Here is an 18,104-nt window from a genome sequence, read left to right on the forward strand (position 1 = left end):
CTTGGAGCAGGGTGTCAGATTGCTCCATGTTTTTTGTTCTCCCTTAAATATCGATCCGCTTGTGGCAAATTAAAGGCTGTTCCCTGTCCTTTTGTTGAAAAAAGTACCGGGGTGGTCAGGATGCGGTTTCGTCCATTTTTGCGGTTTTGGGCAGTGTCAGCGCGGTTGTCAGCGTGGCCAGAGCACAGGCGGACACATACCATGCAAACCAGTTTTCATGCCCGATATGCTTGCACCACAGGGCAATATACTCGGTTGTTCCGCCAAAAATGGAGACTGTCAGCGCGTAGGGCAGGGCGACCCCCAATGCGCGAATACGGGTGGGGAAAAGCTCAGCCTTAACAATGGCATTGATGGAGGTGTAACCCGAGGCCACAAACAGGGCCAGAACAATAAGCCCGAAGGCCATCCAGCCCGATGTAGCGTGGGAGAGGGCGGTAAGGAGCGGTACGGTGCCAAGGCTTGCCCCCACGCCAAAAAACAGTAGCAGGGGCTTGCGTCCGACCCGGTCAGATACCGCGCCAAACAGCGGTTGCATGGCGGCGAATACAAACAGGCTTGCAGCCGAAATGAGAGTGGCAGTCTCCTTTGGAAAACCAAGGGAGTTGGCAAGGTATTTCTGCATGTAAATTGTGTAGGTGTAAAAGGCGACCGTTCCGCCAAGCGTCAACCCGCAAACCCTCAGGACGGAGGGCCAATGCTGGAGCATGACGCGCACGCCGCCTTTTGTCTGCTTTTTGCTGGTGCTCTCAAAGCTTTCGCTCTCAGCCATCTGGCGACGGAGCCAGAAAACCAGTACCGCGCCGCCCGCCCCGATAAAGAAGGGAATACGCCAGCCCCATGCGGCAATCTGCTCTGGTGTCAGCAACGCATATTGCATGACTAGCAGCACGCACAGCGCAAGCAGTTGGCCCATGACCAGAGTGACATACAGGAAACCGGACCAGAAGCCGCGGTGCTGTGGGGTGGAGACTTCGGCCAGATAGGTGGCGGAGGCACCATATTCTCCACCAAGGCTTAACCCCTGCACCAGCCGGGCCAGGACCAGTATGACCGGGGCAACAACGCCGATCTGCTCGTAAGTGGGGCAAACCGCAATGGCCAGAGACCCCACGCACATAGCCAGAACCGAAAAGGTAAGCGCCTTGCGCCGTCCGTACCGGTCAGCCGCCATGCCCAAGAGCCACCCACCAATGGGACGCATAAAAAAACCAACGGCAAACACGGCGGCAGCGTTCAGCAACTCGGCTGTGGGGCTGCCATGCGGGAAAAACGCATGGGCAAAGTAAATGGTAAAGGAAGAATAAACGTACCAGTCAAAATATTCGAGCAGGTTCCCGGCAGACCCTGCCAGAATACCACGAATGCGTTGTGCCGTGTTCAAGCTGTGCTTCTCCACTCTTGGGCTTTTTTGTCATGTTCATGAACAGGACACCGAGGGCAAGGGTAGTATCATTACGGACACGATCTTGTCATTACGTTCTCGTCATGAGGAATGACGTATGGTTGCGCGGGTTTTTGTTCAAAAACAAAGCTCAGAGGCGCTTGCTCTTGGTGTAAACATAAGACACAACAGGGCATGAGTTCTGTAATTGTTCTTGTGTGTGTCGCAGTCTCGGCCCTTCTGATGGGGGGGCTGCTGGCCTATACCTTGCGTAGACCCGCGCCAAAGGGGGCAGATAGTGATCTGCTGGCGCGCCTGTATGTTATGATGGAGCGTGAGGCGGCCGCTGCCCGTGCTGATTCGTCCGCCCAGAGAAGCGCGATGATCGAGATGGAGCGCGCGTTTGGTGACCGTCTGGAGCGTATGCGGGCCGAACTGTCGGAGCAGTTGGGTAGCTTGTCGGGCGGTCTGGGGCGGGAGCAGGCAGAGGCGCGGGCGGCGCAGGCAGAGGCCTTGCGGAACATGGCGGAAGCATCCGCCCAGCAGTTGGCCGCAATCCGCCACGCAGTAACCGAGCAACTGCACGAGGCCGTGGAACGGCAGATGCACTCATCGTTCCAGCGCGTGCTGGAGCAATTTACCGCCATGCAAAAGGCCATGGGCGAAGTGCGGGCCATGACGGCGCAGATCAGCGACCTCAAACGCCTGTTTAGCAATGTCAAAACACGGGGTGGTTGGGGGGAGGCGCAGCTTCGCGCCATTCTGGACGATGTACTGCCTCCGGGAACATATGAAAGCAATGTAAGGCTGGGGCCGGGGAACGATGTGGTGGAGTTTGCCATTCGTATGCCGGTCAAAACCGAAACACCGCCCCTTATGCCCGTGGACAGCAAATTCCCGACCGAAGCATATGAAAAACTGCTGAACGCCGCAGAGGAAGGAGACACGGTTGCAGAAAAGGCCGCACGTAAATCGCTGGAAAACACGGTGCGCTCGGAAGCCCGTAAAATTGCCACCAAATACATCCAGCCTCCCGCAACTGTTGAATTTGCCGTGCTTTATCTGCCAACGGATGGACTCTACACTGAGGTCGCCCGCATTCCGGGGTTGATAGATGATGTGGGGCGGCAGTTTAGGGTTATGGTCATGGGGCCAGCCCTTATGCCCGCCATGCTGCGCACCATTCATCTGGGTTATGTAACCCTCGCGCTGGAAGAACGGACGGAAAGCATTGCACGCCTGCTGGGAGCTACACGGCAGGAGATGTTGAAAATGGATGGAGTGCTAGACAAGCTGGCGCGGAATGCTCAGGCTATGTCCTTCTCCATTGAAGAGGCGAGACGGCGCACCAGAGTGGTCACACGCAGGCTTAAGGAGCTTGATAATCCAGTCGGCGCCGAGGACGAAGGCGAAGAGTCTGAAATTGAATTTAGTGGCCATGCGAAGGGTAGCACTGCAACAGGGTAGAACACGAACACGAGGGCAGGTATGGCTGAAGACGATACGCTCCCCCCTTTTCTGGAAGGGCGGACGGTTCTCCTTATTGAAGATGACGGCAGAATTGCCGAAGAAATTGTAGGAGAACTGACAGGTCGCGGTTTTAACGTCCACCATGAGGAAACCGGCAATGCCGGGCTGGAAGCAGCCCTGAAGGGCGAGGCTGATGTTATGGTGGTGGACCGGCTTCTGCCGGGGTGCGATGGCCTGTCTGTTATAGAGGCCATGCGTCAGCAGGGGATTCGTGTGCCTGTGCTGGTTCTTTCTGCCCTGTCCGCGGTGGATGACCGCGTAACGGGGCTGAAGGCTGGCGGGGATGACTACCTTACCAAGCCGTTTGCCATGGAAGAACTGGTCGCACGGATTGAGGCTCTGCTCAGGCGGCCGGATGATACGCGCAATACTAAGCTGCGTGCTGGCCCGCTGGAAATGGATCTGATCGAACGGCGTGTCTGGCGAGATGGGCGCGAGGTTGACCTGCTGCCCCGGGAGTTCAGGCTGCTGGAATACCTCATGCGCAGGCCCGGTCAGGTGCTGACACGGTCCATGCTGCTGGAGGATGTGTGGCAGTACCGCTTTATCCCCCGTACCAATCTGGTTGATGTGCATATTGGAAAACTGCGCAGAAAAGTGGATGCGCCGGGCGAGGAGCCGCTGATCCAGAGCATTCGAGGCACAGGGTTCCAACTGCGTGTTTCTGACTGAGGTTTTTCGGACTGCCACGTTCCGCATCACCCTGATGGCGCTGGCCGCAATGGCTGGCGTTATGCTGATGCAGTTCGGGCTGGTTTATGCCCAGATGGAAGCCGTGGAATCCCGCCGCTCGACGGAACTGCTGCAAGGGGAGGCGGAATTGCTGGCCCAGATGTCTCCCGAGCATCTGGAGTATGTTATTCGCCGGCGCGCAACGGATGACCTGCGGTTGATTATTAACAGCGCGGGGTTGTTTGATGCGGGGCACGCGCTTATTGCTGGGGACCTGCATACATGGCCCCATGGGCTGAGGGCCGACGGTAAACCGCACAACATCGAGATATATCCCGAAGAAGGGGCAGCCTACCCGCTGCGACTACTGGCCGTAACCTTGCCAGACCACACCATTCTGGTGCTGGGGCGCAGTTTTCATCTGTTGGCGGAGCAAAAGCTCATGCTCCGCCATGCCATGCTGGTGGCAGCAGTTCCAACCTTTTTGTTCGCGTTGTTTCTTGGGGTTGCGCTCAGTCATCGGGCGTTGTCCCGAGTGAAGGAGATGCACGAGGCCATAGACCGTATTATGGCGGGGGACATTCACGAACGCCTGCCCGCCAACAGGGAGCGGGATGATCTGGAGCGGCTGGCGGGAAGCGTGAATCGTATGCTTGACCGGCTAGAACATCTGATGGACGGAATGCGCGCAGTGGGGAACGATATTGCGCATGATCTGCGCACACCGCTGTCACGCGTAAGGGCAAAGCTGGAGCGTGCGCAGTCGGGGGAGCGGGACCCCGAGCAACTGGAAGCCGCCATAGGGCGGGCGGTGGATGATCTGGACCAGTGCCTTGGTATTATTACCGCGTTGCTGCGCATTGCGGAAATAGAGAACAGCCGCCGTATGGCAGGCTTTGCGCAGGTCAGACTGCGCGAGTTAATGGACGATGTGTTCGACCTTTACGAACCCATTGCCGAAATGGAGAGCAAAAAACTACAGGCTCTTCCGTGTGTTGCGGAAGGACTTGTATGGGGGGACCGGCACCTTCTGATCGAACTTCTGGCCAATCTGGTTGATAATGCTATCAAATTCACCCCCGAAGGCGGTAGTATCGTAATGGATGTGCAACAAACAGACGATGCGGTTATGCTGGTCGTTACAGATACGGGTACGGGTATTGCCCCCGAGGAGAGGCAGAGTGTGCTGTCCCGGTTCTACCGCTCGGACAAGAGCCGGCATGTGCCGGGGAGCGGTCTGGGGCTAAGTCTTGTTTGCGCCATTGCTCATTTGCATGATGCAGACGTCAACATCGAGAGCGGCCCCGATGGTCGGGGGACGCGCTTTAGCATTGCTTTTCCGGCTTTGGCTTTGGCCTAGAGTAATGTTTGTAAAGATAATGTCACAAGCGGGAGAAAGATGTGCGGGTATCTACTGGCAAAATGACGACCATTTCCAGAATGATTGCCGGGCCCGTTGTTAGCCAAGGGCACGGCGCATGAACCAGATTGTTCTTATAGCACTTAAAAAGCCGTACACTTTTGTTGTGCTATCCATCCTGATTCTTGTTTTTGGAATTAAGGGTATCTTTTCCACCCCCACAGACGTTTTCCCCAGTATCCGCATCCCGGTTGTGGCTGTTATCTGGCAATATACGGGGCTTATGCCCGAGGATATGTCGGGCCGTGTGGTCTATTATTACGAGCGCGCACTGACTGCGACCGTCAATAATATCGAACACATAGAAAGCCAGTCCTATTACGGGCGCGGGATTGTCAAAATCTTTTTCCAGCCCGGAACGAACACAGCGGTTGCACAGACGCAGATTACCTCCGTCTCCCAGACCGTTATCAAGCAGATGCCAACAGGGTCCACGCCGCCACTTGTGCTGGCGTATGACGCATCCTCCGTGCCGGTTATTACGTTGCAGGTTGCGTCCACCTCCATGACGGCGTCCGAAATTTACGACATGTCGTCCAACCTCATCCGTCCCGCGCTGGTGTCCGTGGCGGGGGCGGCTATTCCCAACCCGTATGGGGGTAAGCCGGGCAACGTTATGGTGGATCTGGACCCGGTCAAGCTGTTGGCGCACAGCCTTTCTCCGGTGGATGTCTCCCGTGCGTTGAACAGCCAGAACATTGTGTTGCCGGCGGGGGATCAGCGCATTGGACCATTTGACTGGATGGTGCAGACCAACGCCGCCCCGCGTGAGCTGGATGAACTGAACGATATTCCCATCAAGCAGGTTGGGCACGCCGTGGTCCGCCTGCGCGATGTGGCGTGGGTGCATCAGGGTGGCCCGCCCCAGACCAACCTTGTGCTGGTCAAAGGGCAGCAGGGCGTTCTGATTGTGGTCATGAAGAGTGGGGATGCCTCCACACTGGATGTGGTGGCAGGCATTAAAAAGCTCTTGCCCGGCATTGTGCAGACGCTCCCGCCCGGTGTGAGCATCCGTGTGCTGAATGATGCCTCCACCTTTGTGAAGGAATCCGTGCAGGACGTGGTGCGGGAAATGATAACCGCCGCCTTCCTGACCGGGCTGGTGGTGCTGTTGTTCCTCGGGTCGTGGCGGTCCACGGTTATTATTGCCACGTCCATCCCGCTGGCCATGCTGTGTTCGATTATCGGTCTGGGCTGGGCTGGGCAGACCATCAATGTGATGACTCTTGGCGGTCTGGCGCTGGCCGTTGGTATTTTGGTGGATGATGCCACCGTTATGATCGAAAACATTGATGCGCATCTGGAGATGGAAAAGGATCTGGAGACGGCCATTGTGGACGCGGCCAACCAGATTGTTATTCCAACATTTGTCTCCACCTTGTGTATCTGCATTGTGTGGATGCCACTGTTCCAGCTTACGGGTGTTGCTGGCTGGCTGTTCATGCCTATGGCCGAAGCCATTATTTTTGCCATGATGGCGTCGTTCATTCTCTCTCGCACATTGGTGCCGACCATGGCCAAGTACATGCTGGCGGCGCAGGTGGCGGCCCATGCGCATGGACCACAGGAACCGCGCACAATTTTTGGCCGCTTCCAACGCGCCTTCGAGCGGGGGTTCGAGAATTTTCGGCATCGTTACCATGCTCTGCTCAATTACCTGATCGAGGTGCGGAGCACCTTTATTCCGGTGTTTGTGCTGTGCTCGCTAGGGTCACTCGGGCTGCTGTTTTTTGTCGGGCAGAACTTTTTTCCAGAGGTGGATTCAGACGTTATTGCCCTGCATATGCGTGCGCCTGTTGGTACACGTCTGGAGGAAGCGGGAAAAATTTCTCAACTGGTGGATACTGAAGTTGAGCGCACTCTGCCCGGGCAGGTGGAGGGAATGGTCAATAACTGCGGTCTGGCGTTCAGTCCGCTCAATATGGCTTATATTCCCACGCCAACTGTTGGCACGCAGGATTGCGATATTACCATCTCGCTCAAAAACGAGGCTGCGCCCGTTGCGGAATATCGGCGTTTGTTGCGCCACAACCTGAATGAGAAGTTCCCCGGCACACAGTTCTCCTTCCTGCCGGGGGATCTGACGGCCAAAATCCTGAACTTTGGTCTGCCATCCCCGATTGATGTGCAGGTGGTCGGGCGTGACCTGCCAGCCAACTTCCGCTTTGCCAACCGTATTGCAGAACGGCTGCGGCATGTGACCGGCCTGACCGATATTTCGGTGCAGGAACCCATGACCACGCCAACCCTGCGTGTGAATGCACGCCGCATGTACGCGCTGGGGACTGGCATTCGCGAGGCGGACGTGGCCGATAACGTGCTGGTCTCACTCTCGGGGAGTTCTCAGGTCGGACAGGTTTACTGGCTGGATACAAAAACCGGGGTCTCGCATCTGATCGACATCCAGACCCCGGCCTCGTTCCTCCAGACCATGAATGATCTGGAAATTACCCCGATCGACAAGGGTGATGGCAATCCGAGCGGGCAGACACCCCAGATTCTTGGGGGGCTGAGCCAGATTGAGCAGGTCGGCACACCAGCCGAAGTTGCGCATTACAACATCATGCCCGTGTTTGATATTTATGCTTCGAATGAGGGGATTGATCTGGGAACAGTCTCACGCGAGGTCGAGCGGATTGTGGATGAACTCCGGCCGGATCTGCCGCGCGGGTCATCCCTTGCGGTCCGTGGGCAGGCGGTCACCATGAACAGCGCCTATGTGCAGTTGCTGGCAGGGTTGGCTATGTCTGTTCTGCTTGTTTACCTGCTGATTGTGGTCAACTTTCAGTCTTGGCTGGACCCGTTCATTATTATTACGGCCCTGCCCGGAGCGCTGGCGGGGATCGCATGGAGCCTGTTCCTTACGCATACAACCCTGTCTGTTCCTGCCCTTACGGGGGCGATCATGTGCATGGGTACGGCCACAGCCAATGCCATTCTGGTTGTAGCATTTGCGCGTGAGAGGCTGGATGTGCATGGAGATGCCATTAAGGCTGCTCTGGAAGCCGGGTTTGAGCGTATTCGCCCGGTTATGATGACGGCGTCCGCCATGATTATTGGCATGTTGCCTATGTCCCTAAGTAATTCGCAAAATGCGCCGTTGGGTAAGGCGGTTATGGGGGGGCTGCTGGTGGCTACAGTGGCGACCCTGCTGTTTGTTCCCTGCGTGTTTGCGCTACTGCACAACAAAAAAGAACTGCCGACGACAAAAGAAGAGGAAGCTGGCGTATGACCCCGGAACACGACAATACGGGTGGCGTGGACGCCAAAGCCACGGCATCCGCTCGTAAAAGAAGAATGGGGTTTGCTATTGTCGCTGGTGTGGCAGGCTTCCTTGTTATTATGGGTCTTGTGCAAAGGCATTCGGCCTATGTGCAACTGGCGCAGGAAACGGCGAATGACGCCGTGCCCGTTGTGCAGGTTATTTATCCGCAGCATGGGCCAGACGAACGCGAGCTGTCCCTGCCAGCCAATATCGCGGCATGGTATCAGGCTCCGATTTATGCGCAGGTCTCTGGCTACGTAAAAATGTGGTACAAGGACTTTGGCGCGCGCGTTAAAGCTGGCGACGTGCTGGCCGAAATTGATACGCCCGGACTGGATGCGCAATATGCCGCCGCCAAGGCCAATTATAACGTGGCGGTAGCGCGCTATAAACTGGCGCAGATCACGGCGCGGCGCTGGAAGGCATTGCAGGGAACACAGGCTGTTTCCCAGCAGGAGGTGGACGTGCAGGCCGCCAATGCCGAGGCCGAAAAAGCACAGGTTGAGGCGGCCCAGCATGATGTTGAGCGTTATGCCGCTCTTGAAGGCTTCAAAAAAATTGTCGCCCCTTTTGATGGCATCGTAACGTCCCGTATGGCTGATGTGGGCGATTACGTTAACGCAGGGCGGGGAGACGTGGACTCACGCGGGAACGCCACGGAACTGTTTAGTGTGGCGGATGTTCATGCCATGCGTGTGTTTGTGGCTGTTCCGCAGGATTATGCGGACATTATCTCACCCCGTTTGCAGGCCAATCTGGTTGTGCCCCAGTACCCCGAACGCACGTTTAAGGCCCGTTTTCTGGCCACGGCCACGGCCTTCAACCCCAATACGCGTACTGTGACAACCGAGCTGGTGCTGGACAACAAGAGCGGGGAGCTGTGGCCCAACTCCTATGCAACAGCCACGTTCCGCGCGCCCGCCGACCCAGACCAGCTTATTCTGCCTGAAGGGGCTATTGTTTTCAGGCAGGAGGGTACGCAGGTCGCTCTGGTGGATGACAGCAACCATGTGCATCTGGTCAATGTGGCTCTGGGGCGTGACTTGGGGACCACTGTTGAGGTGCAGCGCGGGGTCAAAAAAACCGACAGAGTAATCAATAACCCTTCTGCTGGCCTGCTGGACGGGCAGTTGGTGCGTATTGTTAAAGGGACACCGGGTTACAACGTACCACCAGTTGCTCCCAAAAAAGCAGAAGACACCAGCAAGGACGATACGCGCGCCATGCCCGAAGATAACCGGCCCATGCCGGAATCCGGGGGACGCCAATGAAGGGGAGAGGGCAGGGCTACAGGCTTTTTGCATCACGGTTAATGTTGGGGGGGAGCATTCTGTCCGTGCTGGCAGGGTGCGATATGGCGCCACGGTATAAACCAGCTACGTTTGTTTATCCGGACAACTGGCGTGGCAGTGGTGTTATGCAGCCCGCCGGTGGGGCTGACACAACCCTCAACCAGAACTGGTGGACCGTATTTGGGGACCCGGTGCTGAATGATCTGGAGGAGCAGGCCATGCGCCTGAACCCCGATTTGCAGGCGGAGGCGGAGGCTTTCCTTCAGGCGCGTGATCTGGCTATGGAGGCCAAGTCGAAGCTTTACCCGCAGGTTGGTGGTATGGCTGGCGGCGCAAAGTACAAAGGTTCCGCGCACCGTCTGTGGCGCGGGGCTGGGTCCACGGGGCCAATGTATATGTCGTCCGAACAGTATTCAGGCACGGCAACGTGGGAGCCGGATTTCTGGTCTGCCATCCGCAATAAGACCCGTATGGCCAAGCAGAATGTGCAGGAGCGTGCAGCAGATTATGCCGCAGCACGCTTGAGCCTGCAGGCCGAACTTGCGAGCGATTACATTATTCTGCGTGGGTTGGATGCGCAGGATGCGGTCTATCAGGATTCCATCCGGTACTACAAAACGGCCGTGCAGATTACCAATATGCGTCTGGCCGGGGCGATTGCGCCGGGGATGGATGTCTCCCGCGCGGAGGCGCAGCTTTACACCACGCAGGCGCAGGAAACTGACATAAAAACCCAGCGGGATGTTATGGAGCACGCCATTGCAACGCTGGTTAATCAGGCCCCGGCGGTATTCCACATTGCACCTGTTAATGGCCTGAACTTTGCACAGACCCCGTTGCCTGTTGCCCTGCCGTCCACCCTGCTTGAAAGGCGGCCGGATATTGCTGCGGCGGAACGGCGCATGGCGCAGGCCAACAGGGCCATAGGGGTGTCCCGTGCAGCATTTTATCCGCATGTGACCTTCAATGCCATGACGGGGTTTATGGATAACGGGTTCGATCTGGCATCGCTTTCCAACGCCATGTACCAGTTTGGCGCTCAGGCGTTGCTTCCGTTGTTTCAGGGCGGCTTGCGGCGTGCGGATCTGCAACGCGCTTGGTCGCAGTACCGCGAGCATGAAGACCTGTATCGCAGTGCTGTTCTTGATGCCTTTAAGGAGGTGGAGGACGGTTTGACGCGTGTAAACCGCCTTAAGGTGCAGGTGGGTCAACAGTCCAATGCGGTGGACGCCGCCGTGCGCACACAGGGTATGACCATGGCGCTCTATACCGGTGGTCTGACCAATTATCTGGATGTGGTTGTGGCGCAGGTTGCGGCTCTGAATGCACGTATTGCTCTGGTGCAGACCTGTACCCGTGCCATAGACGCCCGTGTGGAATTAATTCGGGCTTTGGGTGGTGGCTGGTCGCGGGATCAGCTGCCGCAGGGTGATAGCGTGCTGATGCCCTTCAAGCCTCTGCAATACAGCAATCTGCGGCAGGCTCCTGCTGCGGGGGGTATTACAACCGTCCGCGACCCTGCCAGCATGGACCTGAGTGGAGGCGCAAAAACATCCGTGCCTCTTGACAAGGGCGCTGCACACCGGTAAGCGCGCCTTTCCTGATCGGAACGCGGGAGGTCCCTGCCAGCATTTTATGTGTGGGTAGGAATCGTTAATAACCGCGGTCCGGGTACATTTTTGAGGAGTCCCGGATATGGCCAAAAAAGTTGTTGGCTACATCAAGCTTCAGATTCCCGCTGGTAAAGCCAACCCTTCTCCGCCGGTTGGTCCGGCTCTGGGTCAGCGCGGTCTGAATATCATGGAATTCTGCAAGGCATTTAATGCCAAGACCCAGGGCCTTGAGCCCGGTATGCCGATTCCTGTGGTGATCACCGCTTATGCTGACCGTACGTTCAGCTTCATCACTAAAACTCCGCCGAACACCTACTTCCTGCTCAAGGCCGCCAAAATTTCCAAAGGCAGCCAGACGGTTGGTAAGGGCGGTTCCGTGGGTAAGGTGACTATGGATCAGCTGCGTGAAATTGCTGCTCAGAAGCAGCAGGACATGAACGCAAACGATCTTGATGGCGCTGTGCGCATGTTGGTCGGCTCTGCCCGTTCCATGGGTATTGATGTGGTGGAAGGCTAATATCATGGCACAGAACAAGCGTCTTACAGCTGCTCGCGCCAAGGTTGTTGCCGGTAAGGCATACGCTCTGGACGAAGCTGTTGCTCTGGTAAAAGACAACGCGACCGCAAAGTTTGACGAAACGGTTGAAATTGCCCTGAACCTGGGTATTGATCCGCGTCATGCTGACCAGATGGTCCGTGGTTTTGTGTCCCTGCCGAATGGTACGGGCAAGACCCTGCGCGTTGGTGTGTTTGCACGTGGCCCCAAGGCTGAAGAAGCCAAGGCTGCTGGTGCAGACGTTGTTGGTGCGGAAGACCTGATGGAGCAGGTGCAGGCTGGCGAAATCGCTTTCGACCGCTGCATTGCTACGCCGGACATGATGGCTCTGGTGGGGCGTCTGGGTAAGATCCTCGGTCCGCGTGGTCTGATGCCTAACCCCAAGCTGGGTACCGTGACCATGGACGTTAAGGGTGCCGTTCAGGCAGCTAAGTCCGGTCAGGTTGAATACCGTGCTGAAAAGACCGGTATCGTCCACGCTGGTGTTGGTAAGGCATCCTTTGGTGCAGACAAGCTGGCTGAAAACGTACGTGCATTTGTTGATGCCGTGCAGAAGGCCCGCCCGACTGGCGCAAAAGGCACCTACCTGAAGAAAGCTGCCCTGACCTCCACAATGGGGCCGGGTGTGCAGCTGGACGTCTCTGCCTTCGCAGGCTGAGTAAGAATGCTGTCGGGTTGGCTCTTGTAGCTGGCCCGATGCATGAAAGAAGTGGTTTACTGCTTCTTATACCTGTCCGAGACCACACGTGGTTTATCCTTAAACGGCTCTTGTGGCTGGCGCGTGGTAAGACGGGGATGCTGGTAGCAGGCTGAATTTTCGGCAGTGCCAGATATTCCGTTTATCAAGGACAGGCGAGCGGGTTCTGTTTGTTGCAGAACCTAAAGGGCAACCCGTTCTGTCAGGTTTATATCTGATGGAACAAGACGGAGACGGGATTTGGACCGTACGGAAAAGAAGGCCCTTGTTGCCTCTCTGGCCGCCGTGTTCGCCGAAACGTCCATGGTTGTGGTTACCCGTAATAACGGGTTGACCGTGGCTGATGTGACGGATCTGCGACGCAAGGTGCGGGCAGCGGGTGCAAACTACAAGGTTGCTAAAAACCGGCTGGCAACTCTCGCCCTGGATGGGACCCAGTTCAGCGGTATCGCACCGTTGCTGACGGGGCCGACCGCGCTTGCGTGGGCGGATGAACCTGTATCAGTGGCGAAGGTGATCGTTGAGTTCGCCAAAACCAATGACAAGCTTGAGCTGCTTGGTGGTTCTCTTGGTTCTCAGGTACTTGATGTAGCTGGGATCAAGGCTCTTGCCGAGCTGCCGTCGCTCGACACGCTGCGCGCGCAGCTCGTGGGTCTTATCTCCACGCCTGCTACGCGCATTGCTGGTGTTGTTCAGGCGCCGGCTGGCCAGCTTGCTCGTGTTTTTGGGGCCTATGCCAAAACGGGTGAAGCTGCCTGACCACGCACCCCATATCTGGGAGTGTGTACAAGAAATACACGTAGCCTCTGTGTGGAGGTTGCGTTTTGCTAACCAGTGTTTATATTAGGAAGTCTGACTATGGCTGATCTTGCTAAGCTTGTTGACGAACTGTCCGCTCTGACCGTTCTTGAAGCTGCTGAACTTTCCAAGCTGCTCGAAGAAAAATGGGGCGTTTCCGCTGCTGCTCCTGTAGCCGTTGCTGCTGCTGCTCCGGGCGCTGCTGCTGCTCCTGCTGAAGAGCAGACCGAATTCACGGTTGTTCTGACCGCCGCTGGCGACAAGAAGATCAACGTGATTAAAGAAATCCGTGGCATCACGGGTCTGGGTCTGAAAGAAGCTAAGGACCTGGTTGAAGGCGCTCCCAAGACCGTTAAGGAAGGCGTCAGCAAGGACGAAGCTGCTAAAATCAAGAAGACTCTTGAAGATAACGGCGCAAGCGTCGAAGTTAAGTAAGATTGCCTTGATCTCGGCTTTTGTGGCTGAGGTAAAGGAAATTGAGGTTCTCGGGTGGGGGTGTATGCCTCTGCCCGTTTGCCTGTTTCAGGTTGATCTGGGGCAGGTTGCCGGGTAAATCCGGTTTGGTTTTGGCCGAAATAGGTCGGACCATCAGGCTCGCGGCTGACCACGAGCCTGATGGTCCGAGATAAGGGCGGGGCAGGAGCGACGATGAACGCAATCACCAAATCGTTCACAGGACGGAAGCGGATTCGCAAGAGTTTCGGGCGGATTCCCGAAATCGCCCCGATGCCGAACCTGATAGATGTGCAGCGTGCGTCTTACGAGACGTTTCTTCAGGCCAATGTGTCGCCTGATGCGCGTATGCCTACGGGTTTGCAGGAGGTTTTTCGCTCCGTCTTCCCAATTAATGATTTTGCCGGGCGTGGGCGTCTTGAGTTCGTCAGTTACGAATTTGAAGAGCCGAAATACGACGTTGAGGAATGCATTCAGCGCGGGCTGACATTCTCTGCGCCACTCAAGGTTATTCTGCGTTTGATCGTATGGGATGTGGACGAGGACACTGGCTCCCGTTCCATTCGCGATATCAAGGAGCAGCCGGTTTATATGGGCGACATGCCGCTCATGACCGATAATGGTACGTTTATCGTTAACGGTACCGAGCGCGTTATTGTCAGCCAGATGCACCGTTCTCCCGGTGTGTTCTTTGACCACGACAAGGGTAAGACGCATTCTTCCGGCAAATACCTGTTTGCCGCGCGCGTCATACCTTACCGTGGTTCGTGGCTTGATTTTGAATTCGACGCCAAGGATCTGCTGTACGTTCGTATTGACCGTAAGCGTAAGCTTCCCGTTACAACTCTGCTTTATGCGTTGGAAGGAGCAGCCTCTGCTGCTGCCCGCAAGGCGAAGCAGGCTGAAGGTGGGGACGTTGATGCTCTGGATATTCAGGGCATGGATGCCAATGAAATCCTCGGTTATTTCTACGATACGGTCACTTTCACCAAGTCTGCCAAAGGTTGGGCTCGTCCGTTCGATGCGGACTCCTTCCGTGGTCTCAAGCTGCTGGCCCCTCTGGTTGATGCGGAAACAGGTGAAGTTGTCGCTGACGCTGAAACAAAGCTGACAGCGCGCCTTGTTCGCAAAATCGCAGAAAAAACACGTGAAGTGCTGGTTGGTGACATTGACCTGATTGGGCGCTTTATTGCGCGCGATATGGTGAATATGAACACCGGCGAAATCTATGGCGAGGCTGGTGAGGAAATCACCGAGGCCCGTCTGGCTGCGCTGGAAGAAGCTGGCATCACCGAGCTTCCTGTTCTGGCAATTGATGCTGCCAAAGGGCCGTGGATCCGCAACACTCTGACCGTTGATAAGAACAGCGGCCGTGATGAAGCGCTGATCGACATTTACCGCGTTATGCGTCCGGGTGAGCCGCCAACGGCCGAAACTGCGGAAGCCATGTTGCAGGGTCTGTTCTTTGATCCTGATCGTTACGACCTGTCCGCAGTCGGGCGCGTCAAAATGAACATGCGTCTGGACATTGATGTCCCAGACACCGTGCGCGTCCTGCGTAAGGAAGACATTTTGCGCACCATCAAGGTCCTGTGTGACCTTAAGGATGGCCGCGGTCAGATCGACGATATTGATAACCTGGGTAACCGTCGTGTTCGCTCCGTGGGCGAACTGATGGAAAACCAGTACCGCATTGGCCTGCTGCGCATGGAGCGCGCCATTCGCGAGCGTATGGGGTCTGTGGATATTGATACGGTCATGCCGCATGACCTGATCAACGCCAAGCCTGCTGCGGCTGCTGTGCGTGAGTTCTTTGGGTCTTCCCAGCTGAGCCAGTTTATGGATCAGACGAACCCACTGTCGGAAGTGACGCATAAGCGTCGTCTTTCAGCACTTGGTCCGGGCGGTCTGACACGTGAACGCGCAGGCTTTGAAGTCCGTGACGTTCATCCAACCCATTATGGTCGTATCTGCCCGATTGAAACGCCAGAAGGTCCGAACATCGGTCTGATCAACTCACTGGCGACATACGCCAAGGTGAACAAATACGGCTTTATCGAAACGCCGTATCGTCTGGTGAAAGACGGTGTGCTGCAGGACGGCTGGAAATACCTCTCCGCTATGGAAGAGGAAAAGCTGGTCGTTGCGCAGGCTGATGCCAAGGTGAACGAACAGGGCGCTTTGACGAGCGACCTGATCTCGGTTCGTCGTAACGGTGACTTCCGTCTGGTGCCGCCTGTGGAAGTCACCGCATGTGACGTATCGCCCAAGCAGCTTGTGTCTGTTGCCGCCGCACTCATTCCGTTCCTCGAGAACGATGACGCGAACCGCGCACTCATGGGTTCCAACATGCAGCGTCAGGCTGTGCCGCTAGTGCGCTCTGATGCGCCGCTTGTCGGTACAGGCATGGAAGCTGCCGTGGCCCGCGATTCCGGCGCTACGATTGTTGCCAAGCGTAACGGTATTGTGGACCAGATTGACGGTGCCCGTATTGTGGTGCGTGCAACGGATGCGAGTGGTGCTACGCAGGGTGTCGATATTTACCGCCTGCGTAAATATTCTCGCTCCAACCAGTCCACCTGCATCAACCAGCGTCCGCTGGTGCATGTCGGGGATCAGGTGAGCGCAGGCGACATTATTGCCGATGGTCCTTCCACGGAGCTGGGCGAACTGGCTCTGGGTCGTAACGTGCTGGTCGCATTTATGCCTTGGAATGGTTACAACTTCGAAGACTCCATCCTGATCTCTGAGCGGATTGCCAAGGATGACGTGTTTACCTCGATTCATATCGAGGAATTCGAAGTCATGGCGCGTGATACCAAGCTTGGGCAGGAAGAAATCACCCGCGATATTCCAAACGTTGGTGAAGAAGCCCTGCGCAACCTCGATGAAGCTGGCATTGTCTATGTTGGCGCTGAGGTGAACCCCGGCGATATTCTGATCGGTAAGGTTACTCCCAAGGGCGAAAGCCCGATGACGCCGGAAGAAAAACTGCTGCGCGCCATCTTTGGTGAAAAGGCATCGGATGTTCGGGATACGTCCCTGCGTCTGCCGCCTGGCACCACGGGGACCATTGTTGATGTTCGTGTCTTCTCCCGCCGTGGTGTGGATAAAGACGAACGTGCAATGGCCATTGAACGGGCGGAAATCGAGCGTCTGGCTAAGGACCGTGATGATGAGCGCGCCATTCAGGAACGTTCCTTCTACAGCCGTCTGCGTGAAAAGCTGCTCGATCAGACCGCAGGTGCAGGCTACAAAGGCATCCGTTCTGGCACGGTGATCACGCAGGAGGTTCTGGACGAACATCCCCGCGCAACGTGGCGCCATATTGTTGTGACGTCTGACAGCGTTATGGCTGAACTCGAAACCCTGCGGCGTGAGTTTGATGCGGCTATTGCCCGTATTCAGGCCCGTTTTGAAAGCAAGGTTGAAAAGCTTCAGCGTGGTGATGAACTGCCGCCTGGCGTTATGAAGATGGTCAAGGTTTTTGTCGCGGTTAAGCGTAAGCTTCAGCCGGGTGACAAAATGGCCGGTCGTCATGGGAACAAGGGTGTTGTCTCCCGCGTGGTGCCTGTTGAAGACATGCCGTTCCTTGAAGACGGAACGCCTGTTGATCTGGTTTTGAACCCGCTGGGTGTGCCGTCTCGTATGAACGTCGGTCAGATTCTGGAAACGCATCTGGGCTGGGCTTGCGCCAACATTGGCCGTGGGATTGGTGATCTGGTTGATGACTACCAGCGCACTGGTGAAAAACGTCAGGAACTGCTGGACCGTCTGAAGGATGTGTACGGTAACAAAGTTTATGACGACGCCATTGCAGATATGAGCAACGACGAGTTGGTCGAACTGGCAAATAACCTGCGTAAAGGGGTGCCTATCGCTACTCCTGTGTTCGACGGTGCCTCCATCCCTGATATTGAAGCCATGCTGGAAAAGGCAGGTGTCAATAAGTCTGGGCAGTCGCAGTTGATTGATGGACGGACTGGCGAGCATTTCGAGCGCAAGACGACCGTTGGTTACATCTACATGCTCAAGCTGCATCACCTTGTCGATGACAAGATCCATGCACGTTCCATTGGTCCGTATTCGCTTGTTACGCAGCAGCCGCTGGGTGGTAAGGCGCAGTTCGGTGGCCAGAGGTTCGGTGAAATGGAAGTGTGGGCGCTGGAAGCTTACGGTGCTGCCTACACGTTGCAGGAAATGCTGACCGTGAAGTCGGATGACGTGTCTGGCCGAACAAAGGTTTATGAAGCGATCGTACGTGAACAGGATGACTTTGAAGCCGGTATTCCGGAAAGCTTCAACGTGCTGATCAAGGAACTCAAATCCCTTGGTCTGAATGTGGAGCTGGAGCAGGGGGCAGACTAACGGTGACTTTCCCCGCCACAATCCGTTCTTATTTCAAGAAGGAGGCTGGAGCGTTT

12 protein-coding genes are annotated in these 18,104 nt (G+C 56.2%); 11 read left to right on the plus strand and 1 reads right to left on the minus strand.

What is annotated here, in order from left to right:
- Positions 1-115 precede the first annotated feature (115 nt).
- A complete protein-coding gene (locus AGA_RS06340) occupies positions 116-1,384 on the minus strand; it encodes an MFS transporter (RefSeq protein ID WP_059024701.1) in 1,269 nt (422 codons plus the stop codon).
- Between the two features lie 195 nt (positions 1,385-1,579).
- Here AGA_RS06340 and AGA_RS06345 point away from each other — a divergent pair, with 195 nt between their 5' ends.
- From AGA_RS06345 to rpoB, 11 genes are all read left to right on the plus strand, one after another.
- Positions 1,580-2,851, plus strand: a complete 1,272-nt coding sequence (locus AGA_RS06345) for a DNA recombination protein RmuC (RefSeq protein ID WP_059023526.1) — start codon at positions 1,580-1,582, stop codon at positions 2,849-2,851.
- 21 nt (positions 2,852-2,872) lie between these two features.
- Complete coding sequence (locus tag AGA_RS06350) at positions 2,873-3,586, plus strand: response regulator transcription factor (RefSeq protein WP_059023527.1); 714 nt, start codon at positions 2,873-2,875, stop codon at positions 3,584-3,586.
- Positions 3,573-4,946 (plus strand): sensor histidine kinase, encoded by a 1,374-nt coding sequence (locus AGA_RS06355; RefSeq protein WP_059023528.1) that lies wholly within the window; start codon positions 3,573-3,575, stop codon positions 4,944-4,946. Before AGA_RS06350 ends, AGA_RS06355 begins: the two co-directional genes overlap by 14 nt.
- A gap of 118 nt (positions 4,947-5,064) precedes the next feature.
- The gene (locus AGA_RS06360; protein ID WP_059023529.1) at positions 5,065-8,238 is read left to right on the plus strand and encodes an efflux RND transporter permease subunit; all 3,174 of its coding nucleotides are present in this window, start codon (positions 5,065-5,067) and stop codon (positions 8,236-8,238) included.
- Entirely contained in the window at positions 8,235-9,542 is a 1,308-nt protein-coding gene (locus AGA_RS06365; protein ID WP_059023530.1) for an efflux RND transporter periplasmic adaptor subunit, read from the plus strand. The genes AGA_RS06360 and AGA_RS06365 overlap by 4 nt, the downstream gene beginning before the upstream one ends.
- Before the next feature lie 41 nt (positions 9,543-9,583).
- Positions 9,584-11,152, plus strand: a complete 1,569-nt coding sequence (locus tag AGA_RS06370; RefSeq protein ID WP_231946085.1) for an efflux transporter outer membrane subunit — start codon at positions 9,584-9,586, stop codon at positions 11,150-11,152.
- Between the two features lie 106 nt (positions 11,153-11,258).
- Positions 11,259-11,693: a 50S ribosomal protein L11 gene (gene rplK / locus AGA_RS06375; protein WP_059023532.1), complete on the plus strand. Its 435-nt coding sequence runs from the start codon at positions 11,259-11,261 to the stop codon at positions 11,691-11,693.
- A 4-nt stretch (positions 11,694-11,697) separates the two neighbouring features.
- Positions 11,698-12,390 carry a 50S ribosomal protein L1 gene (rplA, locus tag AGA_RS06380; protein ID WP_059023533.1) on the plus strand — a complete coding sequence of 231 codons (693 nt, stop codon included), beginning with the start codon at positions 11,698-11,700 and terminating at the stop codon, positions 12,388-12,390.
- Between the two features lie 279 nt (positions 12,391-12,669).
- Positions 12,670-13,188, plus strand: a complete 519-nt coding sequence (rplJ, locus tag AGA_RS06385) for a 50S ribosomal protein L10 (RefSeq protein ID WP_059023534.1) — start codon at positions 12,670-12,672, stop codon at positions 13,186-13,188.
- A gap of 99 nt (positions 13,189-13,287) precedes the next feature.
- On the plus strand, positions 13,288-13,662 hold the full coding sequence (rplL, locus tag AGA_RS06390; protein ID WP_059023535.1) for a 50S ribosomal protein L7/L12: 375 nt from the start codon (positions 13,288-13,290) through the stop codon (positions 13,660-13,662).
- A 213-nt stretch (positions 13,663-13,875) separates the two neighbouring features.
- Positions 13,876-18,048, plus strand: a complete 4,173-nt coding sequence (rpoB, locus tag AGA_RS06395; RefSeq protein WP_059023536.1) for a DNA-directed RNA polymerase subunit beta — start codon at positions 13,876-13,878, stop codon at positions 18,046-18,048.
- Positions 18,049-18,104 lie beyond the last annotated feature (56 nt).

Origin of the sequence: Acetobacter ghanensis (assembly GCF_001499675.1) — a bacterium.
Classification (GTDB): Bacteria; Pseudomonadota; Alphaproteobacteria; order Acetobacterales; family Acetobacteraceae; genus Acetobacter; species Acetobacter ghanensis.

Bases quoted from the DNA above. Each gene is read 5' to 3' on its own strand.
- AGA_RS06345 (WP_059023526.1), top strand. From the start codon at position 1,580: ATGAGTTCTGTAATTGTTCTTGTGTGTGTCGCAGTCTCGGCCCTTCTG.
- AGA_RS06350 (WP_059023527.1), top strand. From the start codon at position 2,873: ATGGCTGAAGACGATACGCTCCCCCCTTTTCTGGAAGGGCGGACGGTT.
- AGA_RS06360 (WP_059023529.1), top strand. From the start codon at position 5,065: ATGAACCAGATTGTTCTTATAGCACTTAAAAAGCCGTACACTTTTGTT.
- AGA_RS06365 (WP_059023530.1), top strand. From the start codon at position 8,235: ATGACCCCGGAACACGACAATACGGGTGGCGTGGACGCCAAAGCCACG.
- AGA_RS06370 (WP_231946085.1), top strand. From the start codon at position 9,584: ATGTTGGGGGGGAGCATTCTGTCCGTGCTGGCAGGGTGCGATATGGCG.
- rplK (WP_059023532.1), top strand. From the start codon at position 11,259: ATGGCCAAAAAAGTTGTTGGCTACATCAAGCTTCAGATTCCCGCTGGT.
- rplA (WP_059023533.1), top strand. From the start codon at position 11,698: ATGGCACAGAACAAGCGTCTTACAGCTGCTCGCGCCAAGGTTGTTGCC.
- rplL (WP_059023535.1), top strand. From the start codon at position 13,288: ATGGCTGATCTTGCTAAGCTTGTTGACGAACTGTCCGCTCTGACCGTT.
- rpoB (WP_059023536.1), top strand. From the start codon at position 13,876: ATGAACGCAATCACCAAATCGTTCACAGGACGGAAGCGGATTCGCAAG.